Genomic DNA, 23963 nt, shown 5'->3' on the forward strand with positions numbered 1-23963 from the left:
GCGTGACGGTCTCCGTGGTACTCTGAAAAACTGTTGAATCAGTATAGCCTGCACCGGACGGTTAGACCAGCGGTGGGCATGCGTCAGGCCGCAGATATGCTTCCGTTCCTGACCGAAAAAAACTGTGCTCGGCCTTCAAGTGCTGCAAAAGGCGCGCGGTCCGTACCGGTAATCAGAACGGGGGCCTGCAGTTTCTCAAGACTGTCGAGAAGGGCGTGACGTCGGGTTTCGTCCAGATGGACCAGAGGTTCATCCAGCAGGATAGCGGGAGCCTGCCCCCGTTCCTGTGTCATCAGCCGCGCATGGGACAGAATTGTGCCAGTCAGCATGACTTTCTGTTGTCCGCTGCTGGACAGTTCAGCCGGGCGTCCTGTGGCAGTGTCCGAAAGGGTGAAATCGGCCCTGTGCGCCCCGATGGACGTGGTGGCGCGTTGCCGGTCTTCAGTGCGAGACTGCTTAAGACTGTTTCTGATCCAGTCTTCGACGTCCAGTGCGGGCTGAGATGCCAGGCGGTTCGAAACAGCGCAGTCCAGATGCAATGTGCTAGCGGAAAATCCATTATTCTCAAATGGATGCGTGTTCATACTTTCAACGAGCGCGAGGCGGGCTGCAGAGGCCGCAACCGCATGCCGGGCGATGGAATCTTCAATGGACGCGAGCCATGCTGTCTCGGTCGGACGATCCGCCAGAACCCTGTTCCGACTGACAACCGAGCGATCATGGGCGGCAATCTGGCGACCATGATCGGGAGAGAGCGCCATGACCAGCCGATCCAGAAAGCGCCGCCGACCGCTGGAGCCTTCCTGAAAAAGCCGATCCATCTGCGGGGTCAGCCAGACACAGGAAAATCTTTGGCCAATCGTGGCCTGAGAGCGAATATTTTCTCCGTCGAGCCGGAATGTCCGGCGCTGTTTTTCGTTTAACTCACTCCCTGTTCCGATCCGGAATTCATCCAGACCGGACTGGAGCGTCGCCGCAACGCCCCACCGCTCGGCTCCCGTACGACACAAAGCAGGGAGAGACGCGCCCCGTAATCCACGCCCGGGAGACAGCAGCGAAACGGCTTCCAGCAGATTGGTCTTTCCGGACCCGTTCTCTCCCGTCAGGACCAGAATGGAGGCATCCGGGGTCCAGACGGTGTGAGTATAGTTCCGGAAATCCGTCAGCGCGAGCCGGGTCAGTTTCAATCGTGGCTCGTGTTCAGACCCGCATGGGCATCAGAACATACAGCGCCGAAGGCGACGCCGTATCACGCACGATGGTGGGCGCAGAGCTGTCGGAAAATGCGAATTCCACTTCCACGTCGATCTGATCGGTAATGTCCGTCAGATAACGCGCCTGAAAGCCGATTTCGATCGGTGCGGCATCGTAGGAGACGGCGTTTTCGTCCAGTTCCTCATGCGCCACGCCCTGATCGGGGCTGGTGGCGGACAGGTTCAGCATGTTCTGCGTGACAGACAGCTTGACCGGGCGGGAACGCTCCTGGCTGATGGCAGCGACGCGACCGACAGCCGCTGCGAAATCACGCTTGCCGACGCGCAGGATGCGGTCATTGCCCTTGGGAATGACGCGCTCGTATTCCGGGAAGGTTCCGTCGATCAGCTTGGAGGTCAGAAGGACTGGTCCGGCCTGAAATTGGATACGTGTGTCGGACAGGGAGACTTCCAGATCGGCTGCTCCTTCATCCAGCAGCTTGCGCAGTTCGTTGACGGTCTTGCGCGGAATAATGACGCCCGGCATACCGCGCGCGCCTTCGGGCAGATCCGTCTCAACACGCGCCAGACGATGGCCGTCCGTGGCGACGGCGCGCAGCATCGGGGTGGCCCCGTTTTCCGCGACGTGCAGATAGATGCCATTGAGGTAGTAGCGGGTTTCTTCGTTTGAAATCGCAAATTTGGTGCGGTCGATCAGACCGCGCAGCGTTGCGGCGGGGAGCGAAAAACGATGCGGCAGATCGCCGGCGACCATGGCTGGGAAGTCGTCGACCGGAAGGACATTCAGGCTGGTGGCATAACGGCCTGCACGCAGCGCGAGCGGTGCTTCGCTGTCCTGATGATCGAACTCAAGTGCCACACCATCCGGCAGTTTGCGGACAATTTCGAAAAGCACCGCAGCTGGCACCGTGGTGGAGCCGGACCGCTCACCCGTGGCGGGAACATCTTCGACGACGGCAATTTCCATATCCGTTGCCGTCAGGCGCAGAACATCGCCCTCAAAGCTCATCAGAACGTTGGCCAGAATGGGAATGGTATTCCGCTTTTCCGCAACGCCATGAATATGCGCCAGAGCCCGTTGCAGCAGGGTACGGTCAACCTTGAATTTCATTCCGGGCCTCGGGGAAGATCTTGAATTAATTGAGAGAACCTAGCAGACCCCCGTCCCTCGGGAAAGAGAGGGATCGGGGGCTGGTCGAGGTCAGCCTTCGAGCATCCGGCGCAGCAGTTCCACGTCCTCGGCAAAGGACGCGTCCTGATCCATCAGCTCGGTGACGCGGTTGACGGCATGCATCACCGTCGTGTGGTCGCGGTTGCCGAATTTGCGCCCGATTTCTGGAAGCGAGCGGCTCGTTAACTGCTTGGCCAGATACATGGCGACCTGACGCGGACGAGCGACGGCGCGCGCACGGCGGGCAGAAGACATGTCTGTCAGGCGGATGTTCCAGTGCTCGGAAACCTTGCGCTGGATTTCCTCGATCGTGACGCGGCGATCGTGGGCTTTCAGCATGTCCTTGAGAACATCCTGCGTCGTATCGAGTGTTACCGGGCGGCCAACGAGATCGGCATGGGCGATCAGGCGATTGAGCGCTCCTTCAAGCTCACGGACGTTGGTCGTGATCTTGTGCGCGAGATATTCCAGAACCTTGGACGGAACATGCGTTCCCGACGCCTTGGCCTTGGCTTCTAAAATGGAAATGCGCAGCTCGAAGGTCGTGGCATGGATATCCGCGACCATGCCGCAGCCCAGACGGGTCCGCAGACGGTCTTCAAGCCCCGAAAGGTCAGATGGGCTCTTGTCGGCACTAACGATGATCTGGCGGCCAGCATCCACAAGAGCATTGAACGTATGGAAGAATTCTTCCTGCGTGTTGTCCTTGCCGATTAAAAACTGAAGATCGTCGATCATCAGCACGTCAACGGACCGGAGCTGTTCTTTGAACTCCATCGTGGACTGCGAACGGATCGCCGCGATGAAGCGGTACATGAACTTTTCCGCAGACATATAAGCCACGGAGACCTTGCCGGTGCGGGTCAGTTCCGTGCCGATGGCGTGCATCAGGTGCGTCTTGCCGAGGCCTACGCCGCCATACAGAAACAGCGGGTTAAAGCCGGGGCTTGATGGCTTTTCGGCCACACGACGCGCACAGGCATAGGCGAATTCGTTCGGCTTGCCGACGATGAAAGTGTCGAACGTGAAGCGCGGATCGAGAGGGACGGCCAGATCGCTCCGGCTCTCGGACACAGCGCTTTGCGGTGCAGTCTCACTTGAAAGACCTGTTGCATCGTCCGAGTCTTCTGCGTCGTCCGCCGGGACTTCGGGCAGCCCGCGCTTGACCTGAAGCTCCACGCCCTTGATGTCTTCGCGCTCAGTCCGCCAGAGCGTCTGAAGGCGCTCCTCGTACTGGCTGCGAACCCAGTCGCGGAGGAATCGCGTGGGCAGATAAAGAGTCAGTTCATCTTCGTCGAGTGGCCCCAGAACGATCTGCCGGAGCCACGTCCGGTATTCGACCTCGCCAACCTCACTCTTCAGTTTCTCACGAACGCGGACCCAGGCGGTCTCAAGCGGTGTCGTCGAACCGGGGGCGGAGGCGCTGGCGTCCAGATACTGAGCGTTTTCCACCATTGTACCCCCTTTCATATCCAGTCCCGCAGCACGCGGGCATCAGTTGTTGGTCCCTGCGCGCAGGGCGGTTGTGCTCTCGACAGAAAATCCGCATCAGGAACGCAGGAAAATCCCGGAGAGCCAGACATCCGATATTTTTTTGTCGAACGCTCAGGATAGGCGTCCGTTCTGCCCGAAGCAAGCTGGAACACGAACGGTTCAGCGGGATGTCATGGGGTGTTCCCCATAAGCAACCCAAGGTCAGACGCTTGGGGAAAGTTTCGGGATGCAGTCAAAAAAGAACGCGCTCCTTGAGGGGAGCGCGTTCTTCAGTTCCAACCCGAAGGTGAAGCTCAGGCGGTTGCCAGAGCCTTCACACGAGCGGACAGGCGGGACAGCTTGCGGCTGATCGTGTTCTTTGCGATCACGCCCTTGCCTGCTGCGCGCTGCATTTCCGGCTGTGCAACCTTGAAGGCTTCCGCAGCAGCGGACTTGTCGCCGGACTGGATGGCGAGTTCGACCTTCTTGATGAACGTACGCATACGGGACATGCGGGCGACGTTGCGCTCACGGCGACGTTCATTCTGACGGATGCGCTTACGGGCAGAAGCTGTGTTTGCCATGGATCTTTCGGTTCACTTTGCGTTTTGGTCGCGTAAATGGTTGGCGCCCTCTACTCCCCTCTGGCAGGTCCCGTCAAGCGTTTTGCACATTTTACACAGGATGGGGGCATCTTTCCGCCCCCGCTTCCCTTCTCGGTTATTTCTGGCAGGTCGGGCAGAAGAACGTCGAACGCCCGGACTGCGTGATGCGCTGGATTGGACTGGCATCCCCGCAATTCGGGCAGGGCGCTCCTTCGCGGCCATAGACAAGATGCAGGTCCTGAAAGCCGCCTTTGGTGCCGTCAGCCTGCACATAGTCGCGCAGGGACGACCCGCCGGACGCGATCGCCTGCTCCAGAATCTGTGGAATGGCCTCTGAAAGAGCCTGCGTCTCAACATTGGTCAGCGTGCAGGCCTGTCGTTCTGGATGAATGCCGCAGCGGAACAGGGCTTCGCAGACATAGATATTGCCAAGACCCGCAATCAGCTTCTGATCCAGCAAAGCGGATTTAACCGGTGTACGCCTGCCCCGAAACAGCTCTGCCAGTGCCTGTCCTGTCATGGTGGGAGAAAGGGGTTCCATACCCAGATGCGCGAGAAGGCGATGATCCTCCTCCTCGCCTGTGCGGACAAGATCGACGCTGCCAAAGCGCCGGGGATCGACAAGCCCTGCCCGCGCACCGCTGCCCGTCTCCAGAACCAGATGTTCATGTGCTGGCGGAGTCGCATTCGTCCCGGCCCTGCCGATCGTGAGTCGGCCCGACATCCCCAGATGCAGCAACATGCTCCAGCCGCCCTCAAGGCGCATGAGAATGTACTTTGCACGCCTGCGGAACGAGAGGACGCGCTGACCTTCCAGCTTCTCCCGCAGATCTGCGGGAAACGGCCATCGAAGATCGGGGCGGTTGACGGAAACATGGCTGATTCGATGCCCTTCGAAGGCATCACGAAACCCGCGCATGACGGTTTCGACTTCTGGAAGCTCTGGCATGGCTGGCCTCAACGATATATCGATTGCCCCATGACCGATAGCGCAGAACACAACGCCTCGCCCTTCCAGTCCTCCGAACATGTCGAGGACACCATCGATTTCGGCTACCGCAATGTCCCGCGTGGCCAGAAAAAGACGATGGTCCGGGAGGTGTTCGAGAGCGTCGCCGGGAAATACGACATCATGAATGATGTGATGTCGCTGGGAATCCACCGCGTCTGGAAGCGCATTTTCGTTGGGATGCTCAACCCGCGCCCCAACATGAAGCTGCTGGATCTGGCAGGCGGTACGGGCGACATCACGTTCGGCTGGCTGCGTGCTGGAGGTGGCCCGGCCATCCTATCCGACATCAATGCCGCCATGCTGTCCGTCGGGCGTGACCGCGCCATCAAAGCCGGGCTGATCGGCAAGATCGAGGTCTGTGTCGTGGACGCGGAAGCCATCCCTCTCCCCGACTGTTCCGTCGATCGCGTGACGATTGCCTTTGGCCTGCGCAACTGCACAGACAAGCTGGCAGTTCTTCGGGAGGCGCGTCGCGTTCTCAAGCCGGGCGGACGCTTCTTCTGCCTCGAATTTTCGCAGGTTGAGATCGCGGCCCTCGCACCGATTTACGATCTCTGGTCCTTTCAGGTTCTTCCCAAAATGGGCCAGATCATCGCCAAGGACTCCGAGAGCTACCAGTATCTCGCCGAGAGCATCCGCATGTTCCCCGATCAGGAAACGTTGGCCCAGATGATGCGCGATGCCGGGCTGGAGCAGGTCCAGTACCGCAACCTGTCGGGTGGCATCGCCGCCATCCATTCCGGCTGGCGTCTGTAAGGCCATGCGCCGCGTCCTGCTGATCGTCTCGGGAGGCATCGCGGCGTTCCGGGCGCTCGAACTCGTGCGCCTGCTGCGGGCGGATGGTATTGCCGTCACGCCCGTCATGACCGAAGCAGCGAAGGCGTTCGTCACGCCGCTCAGCCTTGAAACGCTGGCAGGCGAGCGCGTGCATGACGCGCTGTTCGAACCCACACAGGAAAGCGAAATCGGCCATATCGCACTGGCCCGAAGCGCGGATCTGGTCGTGGTCTGCCCCGCCACAGCCAACATCATGGCGCGGATGGCCCACGGGCTGGTGGATGATCTGGCGACCACACTGCTTCTCGCGACCACGTCCCCCATTCTGCTGGCCCCGGCCATGAATGTGCGGATGTGGGAGCACCCCGCCACACAGGCCAATCTGAAGCTGCTGAAGGCACGCGGCGTTTCCGTGATCGGCCCTGATGTAGGCAGCATGGCTTGTGGCGAAGTCGGCGCCGGACGTTTGAGCGAACCTCCGGTGATCCGCGATGCGATTCTGCGTCTTCTGACGCCCGACCAGTCCCTCTCCGGACGTCACGTTCTTGTGACAGCGGGCCCAACGGTTGAGCCGCTCGATCCCGTGCGCTTCCTGTCAAACCATTCTTCGGGACGGCAGGGCTATGCCATCGCGGCGGCTCTGGCGAAGCGGGGCGCGACCGTCACGCTCATTAGTGGCCCGGTTTCGATTCCTGTCCCCGAGGGCGTACGCCGCATTCCGGTCCAGACGGCGCGCGAGATGCTCGCCGCCTGTGAAGCCGCTCTGCCAGCCGATGCCGCAATCTGCACGGCGGCCGTCAGCGACTGGCGTGCAAAAGACATCGCTTCCGGTAAGATCAAAAAGAACGGCGACGGCCCACCCACGCTTGAACTGGTGGAGAACCCCGACATTCTGGCAACGCTCTGCCGTTCGCCTCAGTGTCCGCGCCTTGTCGTGGGTTTTGCCGCCGAGACGGACGATGTGCTGCAAAACGCGCAGGCCAAACGGCTGCGTAAGGGATGTGACTGGCTGGTGGCCAATGATGTCCGTCATGGCGTGTTCGGTGCGATGCGCAATACGGTCAGCCTGATTGACGATCATGGCCTGCAAAGCTGGCCGGAAATGGACAAAACCGACGTTGCGGAACAGCTCGTTGAACGGATTGTCGCGTTCTTCGCCAACCCGCTTTCACAGGGTGCATAATCCGGGGTAAGACAGGGTCATGACGACAGACCTGATCGACGTGCGCATCACGCGCCTGCCTCATTCCGAGGGGCTTCCCCTCCCTGCCTACGCCACTGCCGGGGCCGCAGGATTCGATTTTTTGGCCGCTGTGGATGCGCCTTTGACGATCGCTCCGGGTGAGCGCGTCCTCGTCCCGACCGGGCTGTGCATCGCCCTGCCGCCTGCCTACGAGCTTCAGGTCCGTCCGCGCTCGGGGCTGGCGCTCAAGCACGGCATTACCCTGCCCAATTCGCCCGGTACTATCGACGAAGACTATCGCGGCGAACTTCGCATTATCGTCATGAACGCGGGCACCGAACCTTTTACGGTCGAGCGTGGCACCCGGATCGCACAGGGCGTTCTGGCCCCCGTCTCCCGTCTGCGCTGGTCAGAAGTCGAGACACTGGACGAGACCGCGCGGGGTCACAGCGGTTTTGGCAGCACCGGCCACTGACCTTGGCTTGCTGGCATGCAAAAAACACTTGAGACTTCCAGAGGTCTTTTTTTAACCTCTGGTTTCCATCAGGAACGAGGACAGCACGCACCATGACGGGCAGCCCGATGGCCATGCCCCTGCGGATCATGCATCGCTGGCGCCAGCGCATGAGCGGCGTCGAGCTTTCGATCCTGTTCTGTGCCACCGCAATCGCGCTCCTTGTGGTTCGACACGCTCCGGCGGTCCCGGTCGTATCGGGGGCATTGCCAAGTATCTCTGTCGGCGTCTGGAGCGCCGCAGTCCTGACCCTGCTGCATGTCGCTCTGGCGCTCATGACCGTTGTGATCCTCTCCCTGCTCATATCCGGAGCCGCATGTCAGTGGCCGCGTTTCAGAGCGTTCCTGATCCCCGCTCTCTCGGTTGCACGGGCCGTTCCGGGTCTCGGCCTGATCGGGATCTTCGCGGCTATTTTCCCTGCTTCTGTGACCATCGTTCTGGTTGCGGCCTCCAGCATGATCTGGCGGATCGTCACGGCTGTTCTGGATGCGGAAGATACGCTCCCACCCGCCCTCGACGAAGTGGCCACCGGCCTGCGGATGACAGGATGGCAGCGTTTCTGGCGATTGCAGATTCCCGTCGCAGTACCGCTGACGACCTTCAGGGCCATGCAGTCCATGCCGGCGTTCTGGGTGCGCCTTCTGGCTGCGGAAGGTCTGATGATGCTGATGAGCCATCGGACGGATGGAGGATGTGGTGCAGCAGTTCTCCACGCCATGCTGGATCACCACCCGCTCAGAATTGTCGAAATCTCGCTCGTCATTCTTCTGCTGATCCTTCTCGTCGATCAGGCCGTCATGCGCCCGGTTCTGGGCTGGGCGCAGCGTTACCGGCCGGAAGGTCCTCTGGAGGAGCGCCCTCGCCCCCAGTCCTGGCTGCTGAGGATCTGGCGTCGGACAAAACCGATGCTCTGGCTCAGCGGAACATTGGGCGAGGCTCTCGCCTGGATCGGAAACTGGCGGATCGGGCGCCCCCGGAGCATTCTTCCCGAACAGGACGTGGCTGCCCGCGAGTTCCCCCGAGCGATCCTTCCGGTCCTTTCGCTGTTTGTGCTGGTTTACGCGATCTACCATGCTGGCTTACTGCCGCTTGTTCCCTCGGACCTCGCCGAGAGTATCCTGACGCTGTCGCATGTCTGTGGAACCCTGGTCCTCTGCCTTCTGGTGTGGGTCCCCTTGGGTCTGCTTATCAGCGAAAGCAGGGCGTTCCTGCGCAACGTCTGCCGAAATGCTGTCGCGGCCTGCGGATTGTTTCCGGCTGTCCTGCTCTATCCGCTGTGTCGGGAACTAGGTCTCAATTCCGCGATCGTGCTGCTTTTTCTGGGCGCACACTGGCTGGTCGGGATTGTAGTGCTGGATGCGGCAAAGGCCATTCCTTCGGGATTGCGACAGGTCGCCACCGGCCTGAGGCTGCGAGGCTTCCTCCTGTGGCGCAGGCTGCTTCTGCCCGCTATCGCCCCCGAACTCTGCGGCGGTTTGCTGACGGCTGTGGTGCCGGTCTGGAATGCCGTGATGGTGGCAGAGGCCTTCGTTCCTTCCGATAGCGGTCTGGGCGCCACACTGCTGTCCGAAGTGCTCGGCGGCGCCTTGGGTGCGCAGATCCTTGCCCTGATGCTGCTGACGCTTCTGTCCATGCTGCTCGACCGTCTGATCTTGCAACCTCTCGCCGTGAATGCGGCCCAGAAATATACTCTCTGAACCTCAGGCTGAAATTCCAGATCCATGAAATCCCTCCTGTCCCTTCGCGAATGTCGCCAGACCTATCTCAAGGAGAGCAGCACGGATCTGGTCGTGCTCGATCACATCAGCTTCGATGTGAGAACGGGAGAAATCCTCGGCCTTCTCGGACGTTCCGGATCCGGGAAATCCTCCCTGCTGCGGATTATGGCCGGACTGACGCCGCCGGTGTCGGGAGAGGTGCTCTGGCAGGACACGCCCGTGACCGGCCCGCTGGATGGCGTGGCGACCGTCTTTCAGTCCGGTGCGCTTTTTCCCTGGCTGACGCTGCGGCAGAACGTGGCTCTGGGTCTGGAAATGCGCCGTCTGCCCAAGGCAGAACGCGAAGCCATGACCGATGCCGCCATCGCGGTTATGGGGCTTGAAGGCTACGAAAACGCCTATCCGAAAGAACTGTCAGACGCCCTCAGTCAGCGCGTCTCTTTTGCCCGAGCCTTGGCGCTTCAGCCGTCGCTTTTGCTGCTGGACGAACCGTTTTCGGCGCTGGACATGCTGAGTGCGGAAAACCTCCGCACCGACCTCATTGAACTGTGGGATGAAAAACGCCTGCCCCTCAAGGCCATGCTTCTGGCGACGCACGGGATTGAAGAAGCCGTCCTGATGTGCGACCGCATCCTCATTTTCTCCTCCAGCCCCGGCCGCGTTACACACGAAATTGCGGTGCCCTTCCCCCATCCGCGCAATCGCGAGGACGAGGATTTCCGCCGCTTCGTGGACCAGATCTACACGCTGATGACCCGCCGTGCTCCGATCGTGTCTGAAGCAGAGCTGGTGCAGTCGAATTCCGGCTCCGGTGAAAGTCTGCCACCCTTCTCCATCGTCCTGCCCGACCTCGCCGTGGAGGTTCTGGTCGGGCTGATGGAAGTCCTGCAAAGCGAACCGCTGTCCGGCCGTGCGGATCTGCCGGAACTGGCGCAACGGCTTCAGATGACGCTCGATGACCTGCTGCCGCTCGGAGAGTCTCTTCAGCTTCTGGATCTGGCGGAACTGGAAGATGGCGACATCCTGCTTACGCCCGATGGTCAGGCCTTCGTCGAAGGCGATTCCGACACCCGCAAGGACCTGATGCGGACGGCATTGCTGCATCATCTGCCTCTGCTCCGCTCCATCCGCGGCACGCTGGACGAGCGTTCAAGCCATGTCGTGGACGCCGCACGTTTCCGTAAAGCGATGGAAGAGAGCATGTCGCCCGATTACGCCCGCCAGACCCTCACCACCGCGATCGGCTGGGCCCGCTATGCCGAACTCTTCGACTACGACGAAGAGTCCGACCGCTTCCATCTGGAAAACGAGGAGTAAACCTCAGGCACAGCAGACGCGCTTGTTCGCAATCGCCTTGGTAAAGGCTTTCCAGTCCTTTTCGCTCTGATCGGCGTAACGAACCGCAAAATCGGCGATGGCGGAGGCAAAAGACTGGCCCTTCCCCAGATAACCCGCCAGCAGCGAAAGATCGGCGGATCGGCCATGCGACCGTCCGAGCGCGCGTCCACATAACGCCGCATATTCGGGCAGAAGAGCGTTCTCGATTTTCTCGCCGATCATGGCCAGGCGCACATCCTTGGTCTGACGGACATAGAAATCCCGACCCCCGCCAGCCTTGCGGCCCGTCTGGGACGTTGTGTGTTTGCCCGTGGTCCGGGTCCAGCCCAGAAACGTGTCCGAACTGGCCTGCATGATCCGCTGTCCCGTCACGACGCGCTCCCCGTGATTGGGAAGGTCCACAGCGCCCTGAAAGGGCTCAAGCACGGATGTCTGGGCTTCCTTGATCTGAAGGATCAGCGGCTCATGATCTGCCGTCGTGAAGAGTCCGAGCGCACAGAACGTCCCGACGCTGCCAATCCCCACAACCTTGAACAGCACGTCCTGCAATGCATAGCGTTCCAGCACGATCCTGCGCTCGGGCGGCAGATCGCTGACATAGCGCGCAAAGGCGCCACGGACGATATCGTTATGCTGCGGCAGGCGCGTGACGAAGGGCGGGTGCTCCTTCAGACGTACCGAGGATTTGGGGTCGATCATTCCGAAATGACCGGAAATGGCCCCAAGTTGTGACTGGATTTTCTCCATCATGCCCGTGCGCGTCGTATTGTCCTTGATGCCGTCTATGACGGCCCGCAGATCAATCCGCACATTCCAGGCCTGAAGCGGCGTCAATTCCGACAGACGCGCAATTTCTTCGACATACTGTCGGACGGCGGAAACGGCCAGACGGCGACAGTGCTTTTCAGACAGGGACGCCTCGCGCCCGGCCAGAACAAGGCTGGTCGCCAGACGTTTGAGATCCCATTCGAAGGTCGCAGGCGCCGTTTCATCGAAATCATTGATATCGAAAACCGGCAGCCCTTCCGGAGATGGGTAGCAGCCGAAATTATCCAGATGGCAGTCCCCGCAGGACTGAACGCGGATCCCGGTTGAGGGCGTAAAGGACAGGTCCGAGGCCATAATGGCCGCGGCACCACGCAGGAATGCGAAGGGCGAGGCTTTCATGCGCTGATGGCGGATGGGAAGCAGGTCCGCAATCCGGCTCTTTCCCTGCTCCAGCAGAATTCCGATCGGATCGGGCCGTGTGGCTGGAGGCGCCCAGAGAGCGTGGCTGCTGCGCTTGACGGTTTTGCGGAGTGCCACGCCCGCTGCGTAGCGGGCCTGACGGGTACGGAGCGTGGGAAAGGCGGGAGTTTCTGTCATGGTTTGTCACGTTAATCGAAAAATGCTTCATGACAAAGCACCTCGCGCCTGTCAGTCCGGCTGTTTGAGACGATCCCGATAGAGCTTGCGCGCCTTGGCAACCTTGGGCGCCACGACGGCCGCACAATAGGCGGTCTGCGGGTTGCGGGCGAAATAATCGTGATGCTTTTCCTCAGCGGGCCAGAAATGGGCCGGACCCTCAATGGAGGTGACGATCGGCTCCGGCCACAGACCTTCCGCAGTAATTTCATCCAGAACTTTGCTGGCAGTGGCCTGCTGGGCGGCGTCGCCAAAAATAACCGATCGATACTGTGTACCGATATCGTTGCCCTGACGGTTGAGCTGTGTGGGATCGTGCGTCGTGAAGAACACGCGTAGTACGTCCTCCAACCCGATTTCAGCCGGATCGAACACGACTTTCACAACTTCGGCATGGCCCGTCCGGCCTGTGCAGACGTCTTCATAGCTCGGGTTTTCAACACTGCCGCCAGCGTAGCCCGGCTCAGCGGAAATAATGCCGCGCAGGCCCGTAAAGACGGCCTCGACGCACCAGAAGCAGCCTGCGCCAAGGAGAATGGAGGACAGGCTGGAAGGCGGGGTCGTCATGATGATGCTCCATTAAAAGGACAGCCTCCCCATATGGGGAGGCCGAACCTGTCTGACGAGTTCACTGAATGAATTACGGTGCTGCCGTGACGACGGGGAGCCAGACGGCGCTGGCATGGTCGCCGCCCCGGTGGATGGTCTGCGTGGCCGCACGGTAATCCGGCGCCTTGGCGTCGAAGATGTTCGGCACGAAGGTCTGGGGATTGCGGTCATAGAGCGGGAACCAGCTCGACTGGATCTGGATCATGATCCGGTGCCCCTTGAGGAACACATGGTTCATGGCCGGAAGCGTGAAGTGGTATTCCTGCACCTGTCCCGCCGGAATGGCGGAAGGATGGGCAAAATTCTGCCGGTAGCGGCCACGGAAAATATCCATGGACATCGGCAGTTCATACCCGCCCATTTTGGGGTTGTCCGGCGTATGACCGGGCTGGACGTCGATGATCTTCACGACCCAGTCTGCATCCGTTCCGGTGGTCGAAGCGAACAGATCTGCCGTCGGTACGCCCGAAACCCGAACCGGCGCATCAAGAACGGGAGTCTCGTAGGTCAGGACATCCGGGCGGCTTTCGGCAAAGCGCTGATCCGACACAAGCCAGGGCTTCCAGCGCGGATCGCCGTCCATCATGTAAGGACGCTCGACAAACGGCACCGGATGCGCCGGATCGGCCACATAGCTGTCCGTTCCGGGCAAGGTCCGTTTGAACGCAAGACCATGATCCGGCTGGAGATACAGGCGCTCGCCCTTCTGCATGCACGACGTGCCGCAGTCGCTCAGCCAGTTGCGGAAGTGGTCCCAGTGGTTCTCGCCGGTATTGTAGATGATGGCTTCGTCCAGATGAGGATCGGGCGCGTCTTTCAGATAATGGTCGAAGAACGGACGCATGACAGTGGCGCGATACCACAGCGCCGTATCGCCATTGAAATGCAGCGGGCCGAGCGTGGAGCCATCATAATTCACGCCGCTATGGCGCCACGGCCCCATAACGAGAATGTTCGGAACCTGCGTGTGGTGTGCCTTGAGGTTCATCCAGGAATGGATCGCGCCCCACATGTCTTCCTGATCCCACAGTCCCTGTTCCCAGATGGTCGGAACCTTGAGCGGCTTTTTCACGATCAGCTGATCCAGCGCCTGATCCTGCCAGAAGGCGTCATAGGCTGGATGCGCTTTCGTGCGGCGCCACCAGGGGAACTGGTCCAGCCCGGCTTTCGTCGCGAAATTGCCGGTGGAAACATCCGCAAGGAACGTCGTGTAGTCGTCCGCATCAGGGCGGTCGAGCGAAACGCCGGAGCCCGCGGCCGCCATCTGCCCCGCAAAATAATCCAGACTGGGCTGGCGGAATGCGCCGTAATGGAACCAGTCATCGCCCATCCAGCCGTCCACCATCGGGCTTTCCGGAGAGGCAACCTTCAGGGCCGGATGCGGATCCAGCAGCGCCATGACGACCGTCCAACCCTCATAGGACGACCCGGTCATGCCAACGCGGCCATTCCCCTGCGGCACATTCTTGACCAGCCAGTCGATCGTATCCCACGCATCAGTCGTGTCATCCGTCTTCGTCGGGTTCAGCGGACCGATCGGGGGCCGCGTCATGACGTAGTCACCCTGTGAGCCGTATTTGCCGCGGATATCCTGAAAAATGCGGATATAGCCTCCATCCACGAACACGTCGTCTCCCTGTGGCAGGAGCGCGCGCATGGTTTTCGCATCCGCATCGCGGCTGGCGCGCTCGCTGGCATTGTAGGGCGTGCGCGTCAGAAGCATCGGCGCATTTTTGGCGTTTTTGGGAATGACGATGACGGTATGGAGCTTGATCCCGTCGCGCATCGGAATCATGACGTCGCGCTTGATATAGTCGCGATCGACCGGTGGCATGCTGACATGGGCAGGAATATCGCTGCCGGTCTGGATCATGTCCGGTGTGACCGGCAGGCTGGAAGTGGGTTCGGCGGCCTGCGCTGCATACAGACAGGTTACGGCCAGAGCTGTGCCGAGGCTCAGAAAATGACGTCTCACAAAGGGCTCCTGATCTTTGTTCCGAGTTTGGACCGGACGGAGACTTTCGGGCAAGAGGAGCAGGCTCCGGTTTTCATATCTTTCCTGCACTGGCTTCCGCGCGTTTGATTCGCTATGGATCAGGGCCTTCTTCCGTCATGAAAGTCTGTTCCATGCCTGCCTATCGCTCCCGCACCACCACTCACGGCCGCAACATGGCGGGCGCCCGTGCGCTCTGGCGGGCAACGGGTATGAAGGATGGCGATTTCGGCAAACCCATTATCGCCATTGCCAATTCCTTTACGCAGTTCGTCCCCGGCCATGTCCATCTGAAAGATATGGGCAGTCTGGTGGCGTCTGCGATCGAGGAAGTCGGCGGAATTGCCAAGGAATTCAACACGATCGCAGTCGATGACGGCATCGCAATGGGCCATGGCGGAATGCTGTATTCCCTGCCTTCGCGTGAGCTGATCGCGGATTCCGTGGAATACATGGTCAACGCCCATTGCGCGGATGCCATCGTCTGCATCAGCAACTGCGACAAGATCACGCCGGGCATGCTGATGGCGTCCATGCGTCTGAACATCCCTGTCGTGTTCGTCTCAGGCGGTCCGATGGAAGCCGGCAAGCTCAACGGCCCGGGTGTGACGCGCAAGCTGGACCTGGTTGATTCGATGGTCGCTGCGGCCGATCCGGAAGTCTCAGACAGCGAATCAGAGCAGATCGAACGCTCGGCCTGCCCGACCTGCGGCTCGTGCTCGGGCATGTTCACCGCCAACTCCATGAACTGCCTGACGGAAGCTCTGGGGCTGTCTCTGCCGGGTAATGGTTCCCTGCTCGCCACGCATAGCGACCGCCGCGAACTGTTTCTGAGCGCCGGGCGTCTTGTCGTGGAACTGGCGCGCCGCTGGTACGAACAGGACGACGTCTCCGCCCTGCCCCGCAGCATTGCCACGCGTGCGGCTTTCGAGAACGCCATGACGCTCGATATCGCCATGGGCGGTTCGACCAACACGGTTTTGCATCTTCTGGCCGCCGCCAGCGAAGGCGGCGTTGACTTCCACATGCACGATATCGACCGCCTCTCGCGCCGTGTGCCCAATCTGTGCAAGGTCGCCCCGGCCAAGAACGACGTTCATATGGAAGACGTCCATCGCGCAGGCGGCATTCCCGCCATTCTGGGTGAACTGGACCGCGCGGGCCTGATCGATACGAGCGTCCCGACCGTTCATGCGCCCACGCTCGGCGATGCGCTGAAAAAGTGGGACATTCTGAACGGGGATGCGCAAGCCGCCCATCTGTTCAAGGCCGCTCCTGGAAACGTCCGGACCGTCCACGCCTTTTCTCAGTCCAGCCGCTATCACGAACTGGATCAGGACCGTGAAGCCGGTGTTCTGCGCGACAAGGAACATGCCTTCTCGCAGGATGGCGGTCTGGCCGTGCTCTACGGTAACCTCGCCGAAGACGGTGCCATCGTCAAAACGGCCGGTGTCGAAGCCAGCATCCTGACCTTTACGGGAACGGCGCGCGTGTTCGAAAGTCAGGACGATGCCGTGGCCGCCATTCTCGGCAACCGCATCGTGGCCGGAGACGTCGTGGTCATCCGCTACGAAGGCCCCAAGGGTGGGCCCGGCATGCAGGAAATGCTGTATCCGACCAGCTATCTGAAATCCAAAGGTCTGGGCAAGGTCTGCGCGCTCATCACGGATGGCCGTTTCTCAGGCGGAAGCTCGGGCCTGTCCATCGGCCACATGTCTCCCGAAGCCGCCGAAGGCGGCCTGATCGGACTGGTCGAGGACGGCGATCGCATCGAGATCGACATCCCCAACCGCGGCCTGCATCTCGCCGTTTCGGATGCCGATATCGCCGATCGGCGGGAGCGCATGAATGCGCGCGGCGCAGATGCGTGGACGCCCAACCGGGAACGCGTGGTCTCGAAAGCCCTTCAGGCTTATGCCGCCATGACCACAAGCGCAGCCCATGGCGCCGTCCGCGATCTGTCTCAGATCATCGTGAAGACGCGGACCTGATCGCACTCTCCACGGCGTCCTGCAATTCGGCGGACGCCAGCATTTTGGCGGAAGCATGCCCTGTTGCGGGGACAAGCGTAATCGTCCAGCCAAACGGAACATTGAGCTTGTCGGCCTGTTCCCGGGCCTGCGCATAGGCCCACTGCCCCCGCTCAAGACGATTGCGCCCCTGTTCCGCCGCTGCGGCCAGATGTTCAGTCGCCGAAGAGGTTTCCGTATCCTCAGCGCCCAGAATGACGGCAATATTGCTTGAAAGATAACGCCGCAGATCTGGCAAACTGGCCGCTTCGGGCCAGTTGCGAAAGCCGTACGGAACAGCAGTATTCGTCTCCGGTTCGACATAGGTAGAGGGATTCATGATGATCGTCATGACCTCTTCCCCCGGAGCATAAGCCGCAACCCGTTCCAGATACTGTGCCCCTGCGGAATGCCCGACCAGAATAATTGGCACATGTCGCTCATTGGAAACGTTGCGGGCCCACTGTTCCAGCGGTCTCATATACAGGGCGGCGGGAACCATACTCTGTGGTGAGACCGGAAAACCCCCGCGCTGATATTGCTGGACGGGAAAACGGGATATGGAAAAATAAGGTGCGAACACCAGACTGCATTCATGTCTGGCCAACGGAATGGTGTCGTCACGATATGTCGCGCTGTTCCGCTCTTTTCCTGCCAGAACGATCAGGATGGCCCGGATCTGGCAGGACGCAGGCCGAAAGACCGAAACATCGAGATGCTCGCCCGCTATAACGGCATTCTCGAGGCTGCGGCCTTCCGGCAGTGCCTGGGCTGCCGCCATTCCCGCCACAAAAGCAAGAGTGACCGCGCCAAGACAGGCTGAGGTTTTTAAGTCAGGCAAGGCGCCCCAGAGCCGCTTTGAGGCGATCCAGATCGCTCTGGAATGACGTCAGACGGTCCCGATTTTCTTCCACGACCTCCGGTTTGGCGCGGGCGATGAAGTCCGCATTATCCAGCTTGCGCGTTACTTTGAGAATTTCGCCTTCAATCCGGGTCACTTCTTTGGCGAGACGTGCCCGCTCCGCGTCCAGATCAATCAGCCCTTCGAGCGGAATGAAAACAGTGGCTTCGTCCAGAACGATTTGTGCCGCGTTACGGGGCGCATCCTCTCCAACAACGCCAACTTCCGAAACCCGCGCCATCCGGCCAATGGCTTCCGCCCAAGTCTGGGCACGACCCAGATTTTCCGCAGTCGCATCCCGCATTAGAAGCGGCGCTTTCTGCGAAGGCGGAATGTTCATTTCCGAACGCACGGTCCGCACATCACCAATCAGACGAATAACCCAGTCCAGTTCCGAACGGGCCGCATCTGCCTGCTCAACCTGCATAGGTTCCGGCCAGCGGCTATCTTCAAAAGCCCCCGCATAGCCCAGTTCCTTCCACAGCGTGGCTGTCACGAACGGAATAACCGGCTGCATCAGGCGCAGGATCAGCCCTAGAACATGCGCGCTAACGGCCCGCAGCTCGATGGTCTCTGCGTTCTCCGCAGCAAAGACGGGCTTCGAGAATTCCACGAACCAGTCACAGAACCGGCTCCAGACGAAACGGTAGCAGCAGTTGGCATATTCATCGAAACGATAGACCGAAAGCGCGCGTCCAGCTTCAGCCACCGCATCGTTGGATTCCGTCAGGATCCAGCGCCCAAGCGCACTCTTGACGCTGCCCGGATCAAAGCCTTCCGTCGGTGTCGCTCCGTTCATTTCAAGGAAACGAGCGGCATTCCAAAGTTTGGTAATGAACGCGCGATGTTCCTCAACCCGCTTGCGCCCGAGCTTGATATCCCGCCCCGGCCCCGTCCCTGCACAGATCGCAAGGCGCGTCGCATCCGCTCCGAACTCGGCAACAAGATCCAGCGGGTCCAGACCATTCCCTTTGGACTTGGACATTTTCTGCCCTTTTTCGTCCCGAACCAGCCCATGAATCAGGACAGTCCGGAACGGAACATCGTCCATGAAATGCAGACCCATCATCATCATCCGGGCAACCCAGAAGAAAATAATGTCAAAGCCTGTGACGAGCACACTGGTCGGATAATAGCGCGCCAGTTCTTCCGTTTTGTCCGGCCAGCCGAGCGTGGTGAATGGCCAGAGCGCGGAACTAAACCAAGTGTCCAGAACGTCTTCATCCTGTGAGAGCTTCACGCCTTCACCGGCTTGAGCCTGAGCTTCCTGCTCATTTTCAGCAACGTAAACCTTACCGTCTGAGCCGTACCAGGCCGGGATGCGGTGCCCCCACCAAAGCTGACGGCTAATGCACCAAGGCTGGATATCGCGCATCCAGGCATGGAACGTGTTTTCCCACTGGCGTGGTTCGAAGGCGATCTTTCCACTTTCGACGGCTTCAACCGCAGGACCGGAGAGCGTCTTGGCATCGCAGTACCACTGGAGCGTCAGGCGCGGTTCGACAATGGCTCCGCCACGTTCTGCATGGGGAACCTGAAGCTTGTGCGGCTCGATTTTTTCCAGCCATTCAAGGCGTTCAAGTTCGGCGACGACCTGTTTGCGGCCTTCTTCACGGCTCAGGCCATTCAGGGTTTCGACGAATGCGACCGAAGCCAGTCCGTCAATATCCTGCAATTCAGGCCGGATTTCTTCGATCCAGAGGCAGGCTGTTTCATCGAGAACTGTGGGGGCCGGCAGATCGTGACGTTTGCCGACTTCGAAATCGTTGAAGTCATGGGCGGGTGTGATCTTGACGGCACCCGTGCCTTTTTCCGGATCGGAATGCAGATCGGCAACAACGGGAATGCGACGTCCCGTCAGCGGCAAAATCACCGTTTTCCCGATCATGTCGGCATAACGTTCATCGTCTGGATGAACGGCAACCGCAACATCGCCCAGCATGGTTTCCGGGCGCGTCGTGGCGACAGTGATGGTCCGGCCGTCTTCCAGCGGATAGCGAATGTACCACATTGACCCTTTGGTCTCGTGGTTCTCTACTTCCAGATCCGATATGGCAGAGCGGAATTTCGGGTCCCAGTTGACCAGTCGTCGATCCCGGTAGATCAACCCTTCCTTGTAGAGAGTGACGAAAACCTTACGGACCGCGCGTGACAGTCCTTCATCCATTGTGAAGCGTTCACGCTCCCAGTCCGCAGATGCGCCGAGTTTGCGAAGCTGCTGAACGATGGTGCCACCGTATTCATGCTTCCAATCCCAGACCCGTTCGAGAAAACCTTCGCGTCCCAGAGCGGTCCTGCTGGTGCCTTCTTTGTCCAAGGCACGCTCAACAACCATCTGCGTTGCAATTCCGGCATGATCTGTTCCGGGCTGCCAGAGGACGTTGAAGCCTTCCTGACGCTTCCAGCGGATCAGCATGTCTTGAAGGACGAAATTCAGCGAATGACCGAGGTGAAGCGTTCCCGTGACGTTTGGTGGAGGAAACATGATCGAAAAAGGCTCACCGGGTCTGTCGGGGTGAGCCCGGAAAGCGCCGCTTTTCTCCCACGCATCGTAGAGGGCGTTTTCATGGTCGGCGGGGACGAAGCTTTTTTCGAGCATGGTTATCCAGGACAGTCAGTACAGCAGGCGGAAGAATGCTCTTCCACCGCCCTTCTTACTCCCGTGGACGCAGACGGGCAATTTCTGCACGGACAAGAATTTCAACCAGTGACGGCAGGTGTGCATCCAGCCATGTCCGGACCATGCTGCGTACTTCACTGCGAACCATGTCTTCAATGGTCAGACCGCTTCCTCGGCTAATGACGGTATCGGAGGCCAGAGGAGTCGTTCCGCTGAACGCTGCATGCAGTTCGTCGAGAGAGCGCTCTGCCGCAGCGACTGTCTGGGCATTCATGAGATCGTTCTTGCTCTGCTCGGCATCCGCGGGAGGAATGGTCTTCACGTCAGAGGATGGCGAAGCTGTCGAAGACGGTACCGCAGTTACAGCTGGCGGCGCGACCATCATGGAGCTGTCGAGCGTGAGTTCTTCTTCCTGTGCTGGCACGCTTTGCGTTTCCTCGGTTGTCGCAGCCGGAGCGGGATCGTCGTGAAGAATGCGCCGGATGGAAGTCAGAACATCCGTCATCGCTTCGCCGTCATGAGTGTCGTGCTGGTTCAAATCAGAAGAAGTCATGGATTTCGGATATTCCGTTTTGCTTGAAATTATCGGCCGGGCTGGTTGATCGCGTAGTCGCTCATGCCCCAGAGCTTGTTCTTGACGGCGTTGTAATAGGCTTTTTCATCGTAAAGCGGGACGCCCAGCTTGAGATCTACCGCTGTCAGACGTCCGATCGATGCAGCGACAGCGTATGAAGATGTCACGAGGTTCGAAAGATGCTGAACGAGCGTTCTCTGGGATTGGAGCAGGGTTTGCTGCTGCTGAAGAACCGCAAGAGTGGTGCTCGTTCCGACGAGAGCCTGCCGCTCGACGCCATCCAGCGCGATGACGTTTGCCGAAATGGCCATGCGATCACTGGAAATGGACTGTTTGTAAGCTACCATCTGCTGCCAGCTTGATGCTGCTTTCTGAAGAGCGGCTCTGCGCTGTACGTCAACTTCCCGATGAGCAGCCTGGGCATCCTGACGAGCCCCTCGGATCGAGGCGTATTCCGATCCGCCCTGGTAAAGAGGAACAGAAAATTCGATCTCGCCGAACTTGTTGTCCTGAAGAGAGTCGCCATAGGCCTGATTGACGGAACGTTGATAGTTCAGGCTCGCGGATACCTTCGGCATGATCTGGGAAATCTGGACAGAGACGTTGTCCTTGCGCTGCGCCTCGGTGAAGAGTGCATTTACAACCTGAGGGTTGTTCTGGACTGCGACACCAACGGCTTCCTGCTCGCTGTGTACGGGCAGGTTAAGTGGTTGGGGGGCTTCCAGATTTGGAGATGCTGCAATCCCAACAGCCTGAAGGTATGTTGCTTGAGCACTTTGAAGCGTTCCTTCGGCCTGCTGTCGTTCGGCTGTGGCGCTTGCGAGAGCAGCCTGTGCTTGTGCAACATCTGTTCGAGTGATTTCACCGACGTGAAAACGCTCCTGAGTTGCCTCGACCTGCTGTTGCAGAACATGCTCGTTGTTGATCGCGATCTGCAGCAGCTGTTCGTCTTCAATAATGCCGACATAGGCTTCGACGACATTGGTAAAGACGTCCTGCTCTGTCTGGATCAGATGAGCGCGCTCAGCCATGATCTGGTTTGTTGCAGCGTGAACGCCGGCGACAGTTTTTCCGCCCTGATAAAGCGGCTGGGTGATTGTGACGGTCCCTGTGTAGCCGGGTGTCTGGTAGCGTCGAGAACTGCCGAGATATCCGCCGCTTGAAGCGTAATTCGTGCTTCCGTCATAATAAGTCAGATTCATGCCCGTCTGAACGGTCGGACGCCAACCTGCGAGTGCAGTTGGAACCTGTTCGTCAGTTGCTCGCAGATGCGCTCGTTCTTCGCGAAGTGTCGGGTTGGTCAGGTAAGCTGTTGAAAGCGCTTCTTGCAGGGTATGTGGAATGAAATTCGGTGAGCCGCTGCCATCGTATTTTTGTGCAAGAGCAGTTCCGCTCAGGAGAAGCGACAGTAGACCAAGCCCGAGCGGGGCCGTCAGTTTCGTCGCGCCATTGCATCCTGAAGTCATGAGAATTCCTGCTCTTGAAGTCTGCATTATATCACAGCGTTATGTGAATCAGTCCTTAATAGCCTGTTCGAAGGCAGAAGAAAAATCCTTCTGCAGATCAATTATCGGTCTTGACCCGCCAAGCTCTAAGAGGGATATAGCGCCTGTCTCCGTCGAGGTCCGGTGGCAGAATGGTGATGTAGCGGACTGCAAATCCGCGTATGTGGGTTCGATTCCCGCCCGGACCTCCAGAGACACTTCCAGCACAAACAAATGGTTAACCTTTAGCTGGTTTTTAGCTTCAAGGTAAAACATTCGCCTCTGCCAGCCTTAGGACCGGCATTTTGCGCAGACTATGCCCTGAGAGATCGGGCGGTGACTCTGTGACCAATCCTTCATGGGCTTATCAAGCGAGTCGTCATCTGTCGACGCGGCCGATGAACGGATATGTTGGAACAAGGCGACCGTGCGGGGTCATGGGTCGAACTGGATGTCCTGAAAAACCCGACGTGCCTGTGAGCGTAACATCTTCTTTGGCCTCGCCAATCCTCTGCAGCTGAAGAACAGGGACCGTCTTATGACCCGGAATTTTACACGGGCCCGAAAAATCGTCATCTCCAGATGGCGCCCACCCTTGCTGAGCAACGTGGCTGAGGTCCCGACAATACGACTGTTTCCGCTGCTTCTTGCGGGGTCACTGCTTGCTGCTTCCCATGCCTTTGCCCAGAGCATGCCAACATGGAAAACCTACACCCAGACGGGAAATCTCCGGGATATCGTGCCTTCCGCTGGGAGTGATAACTCGGTTGCGTTCTGGCTGGGGAAGAAAGCAGACACCCAAAATGGCCGACTGCAAAACCCGATTATCAATCAGCGCGTCCTGACGACCGGACCACTGCAGATGTCCGATATCGACACGAATTATGTGTTGGGGACTAGGCTTTGCAGCCCGTCACCTGTGGCCGGGCTGATGACCACCACGACCAATATTCAGGGCCTTCTCAAAACCTCGAATTTTCCCAAACTCGCCGATACACGCAGTGTGGCCTACTGGCTCAATTCAGGGGCCGCGACCATGCTGTCGCTTGGCTGGAAAGATGGCGCTGGGGATATTGCCTCCACGACACCTGAAGCAGATGTCCAGGCGTTTATTGCCCAGTCGGCAGCCGCAGGGCCTGAAGCCATTGAGATCGGGATGAGTCCCTACATCACGCCGAATGTGCCCACCACGGATTACACGCCGACACCAGAAGGCCAGCTGATCAGTGACGCCATTTTTTACAAGCCCAACTCTGACACTGTCACACTCCCGGGCGGAAAACAGGCGAAGACGCTCTGGGCGCTTGGTTACAGGCCGCAGATTGCGTTCATGGATATCGGTTTCAATGCGACCATAGAGGCTG

The 23963-nt window shown here is 59.4% G+C and carries 18 protein-coding genes, 1 tRNA gene and 1 pseudogene; 8 read left to right on the forward strand and 12 right to left on the reverse strand.

Annotation, left to right across the window (positions count from 1 at the left end):
• Window positions 1-83 precede the first annotated feature (83 nt).
• The 5 genes from recF to mutM form a co-directional block, all read right to left on the reverse strand.
• The gene (recF, locus tag JK176_RS03340) at window positions 84-1187 is read right to left on the reverse strand and encodes a DNA replication/repair protein RecF (protein ID WP_211586377.1); all 1104 of its coding nucleotides are present in this window, start codon (window positions 1185-1187) and stop codon (window positions 84-86) included.
• Between the two features lie 13 nt (window positions 1188-1200).
• Window positions 1201-2325: a DNA polymerase III subunit beta gene (gene dnaN / locus JK176_RS03345; RefSeq protein WP_194262021.1), complete on the reverse strand. Its 1125-nt coding sequence runs from the start codon at window positions 2323-2325 to the stop codon at window positions 1201-1203.
• A 90-nt stretch (window positions 2326-2415) separates the two neighbouring features.
• A complete protein-coding gene (dnaA, locus tag JK176_RS03350; RefSeq protein ID WP_194262204.1) occupies window positions 2416-3837 on the reverse strand; it encodes a chromosomal replication initiator protein DnaA in 1422 nt (473 codons plus the stop codon).
• A gap of 335 nt (window positions 3838-4172) precedes the next feature.
• Complete coding sequence (rpsT, locus tag JK176_RS03355) at window positions 4173-4442, reverse strand: 30S ribosomal protein S20 (RefSeq protein WP_062031354.1); 270 nt, start codon at window positions 4440-4442, stop codon at window positions 4173-4175.
• A 136-nt stretch (window positions 4443-4578) separates the two neighbouring features.
• Complete coding sequence (gene mutM, locus JK176_RS03360) at window positions 4579-5412, reverse strand: bifunctional DNA-formamidopyrimidine glycosylase/DNA-(apurinic or apyrimidinic site) lyase (protein ID WP_211574453.1); 834 nt, start codon at window positions 5410-5412, stop codon at window positions 4579-4581.
• Window positions 5413-5442: 30 nt separating this feature from the next.
• On the opposite strand from mutM, the gene JK176_RS03365 reads away from it, so the two are divergent.
• The 5 genes from JK176_RS03365 to JK176_RS03385 all read left to right on the forward strand — a co-directional run bounded on the left by JK176_RS03365 (window position 5443) and on the right by JK176_RS03385 (window position 10984).
• Window positions 5443-6231 (forward strand): class I SAM-dependent methyltransferase, encoded by a 789-nt coding sequence (locus JK176_RS03365; protein ID WP_099286381.1) that lies wholly within the window; start codon window positions 5443-5445, stop codon window positions 6229-6231.
• A gap of 4 nt (window positions 6232-6235) precedes the next feature.
• Complete coding sequence (gene coaBC / locus JK176_RS03370) at window positions 6236-7435, forward strand: bifunctional phosphopantothenoylcysteine decarboxylase/phosphopantothenate--cysteine ligase CoaBC (protein ID WP_211586409.1); 1200 nt, start codon at window positions 6236-6238, stop codon at window positions 7433-7435.
• A gap of 19 nt (window positions 7436-7454) precedes the next feature.
• Entirely contained in the window at window positions 7455-7910 is a 456-nt protein-coding gene (dut, locus tag JK176_RS03375; RefSeq protein ID WP_099286379.1) for a dUTP diphosphatase, read from the forward strand.
• A gap of 92 nt (window positions 7911-8002) precedes the next feature.
• Window positions 8003-9646 (forward strand): ABC transporter permease subunit, encoded by a 1644-nt coding sequence (locus JK176_RS03380; protein ID WP_211586378.1) that lies wholly within the window; start codon window positions 8003-8005, stop codon window positions 9644-9646.
• Between the two features lie 24 nt (window positions 9647-9670).
• Complete coding sequence (locus tag JK176_RS03385) at window positions 9671-10984, forward strand: AAA-associated domain-containing protein (protein ID WP_211586379.1); 1314 nt, start codon at window positions 9671-9673, stop codon at window positions 10982-10984.
• Between the two features lie 3 nt (window positions 10985-10987).
• Here the strand turns inward: JK176_RS03385 and JK176_RS03390 are convergent, their stop codons facing one another.
• The 3 genes from JK176_RS03390 to JK176_RS03400 all read right to left on the reverse strand — a co-directional run bounded on the left by JK176_RS03390 (window position 10988) and on the right by JK176_RS03400 (window position 14993).
• Window positions 10988-12370, reverse strand: a complete 1383-nt coding sequence (locus tag JK176_RS03390) for a DUF2252 domain-containing protein (protein WP_211586380.1) — start codon at window positions 12368-12370, stop codon at window positions 10988-10990.
• Between the two features lie 51 nt (window positions 12371-12421).
• Window positions 12422-12976: a peptide-methionine (S)-S-oxide reductase MsrA gene (gene msrA, locus JK176_RS03395; RefSeq protein ID WP_211586382.1), complete on the reverse strand. Its 555-nt coding sequence runs from the start codon at window positions 12974-12976 to the stop codon at window positions 12422-12424.
• Window positions 12977-13049: 73 nt separating this feature from the next.
• A complete protein-coding gene (locus JK176_RS03400) occupies window positions 13050-14993 on the reverse strand; it encodes a CocE/NonD family hydrolase (RefSeq protein WP_211586384.1) in 1944 nt (647 codons plus the stop codon).
• Window positions 14994-15145: 152 nt separating this feature from the next.
• Between JK176_RS03400 and ilvD the strand changes: the two genes are divergently transcribed.
• Entirely contained in the window at window positions 15146-17002 is a 1857-nt protein-coding gene (ilvD, locus tag JK176_RS03405) for a dihydroxy-acid dehydratase (protein ID WP_211586385.1), read from the forward strand.
• Here ilvD and JK176_RS03410 read toward each other — a convergent pair.
• The 4 genes from JK176_RS03410 to JK176_RS03425 are packed head-to-tail and all read right to left on the reverse strand — an operon-like array spanning window position 16980 to window position 22581.
• Window positions 16980-17861 carry a hypothetical protein gene (locus JK176_RS03410; protein ID WP_194267698.1) on the reverse strand — a complete coding sequence of 294 codons (882 nt, stop codon included), beginning with the start codon at window positions 17859-17861 and terminating at the stop codon, window positions 16980-16982. The two genes, ilvD and JK176_RS03410, sit on opposite strands and share 23 nt — an antisense overlap.
• On the reverse strand, window positions 17854-20520 hold the full coding sequence (locus JK176_RS03415) for a valine--tRNA ligase (protein ID WP_211586386.1): 2667 nt from the start codon (window positions 20518-20520) through the stop codon (window positions 17854-17856). Before JK176_RS03415 ends, JK176_RS03410 begins: the two co-directional genes overlap by 8 nt.
• Before the next feature lie 55 nt (window positions 20521-20575).
• Complete coding sequence (locus tag JK176_RS03420) at window positions 20576-21094, reverse strand: DUF2497 domain-containing protein (protein WP_211586387.1); 519 nt, start codon at window positions 21092-21094, stop codon at window positions 20576-20578.
• A 29-nt stretch (window positions 21095-21123) separates the two neighbouring features.
• Window positions 21124-22581: a TolC family outer membrane protein gene (locus tag JK176_RS03425; protein ID WP_194262009.1), complete on the reverse strand. Its 1458-nt coding sequence runs from the start codon at window positions 22579-22581 to the stop codon at window positions 21124-21126.
• A gap of 156 nt (window positions 22582-22737) precedes the next feature.
• On the opposite strand from JK176_RS03425, the gene JK176_RS03430 reads away from it, so the two are divergent.
• Window positions 22738-22811 (forward strand) — tRNA-Cys (locus tag JK176_RS03430).
• Between the two features lie 395 nt (window positions 22812-23206).
• Window positions 23207-23963 (forward strand): annotated as a pseudogene (locus JK176_RS03435) (hypothetical protein); the annotation flags it as partial.

The organism is Gluconobacter sp. Dm-73 (assembly GCF_018256215.1).
Taxonomy (GTDB): Bacteria; Pseudomonadota; Alphaproteobacteria; order Acetobacterales; family Acetobacteraceae; genus Gluconobacter; species Gluconobacter cadivus.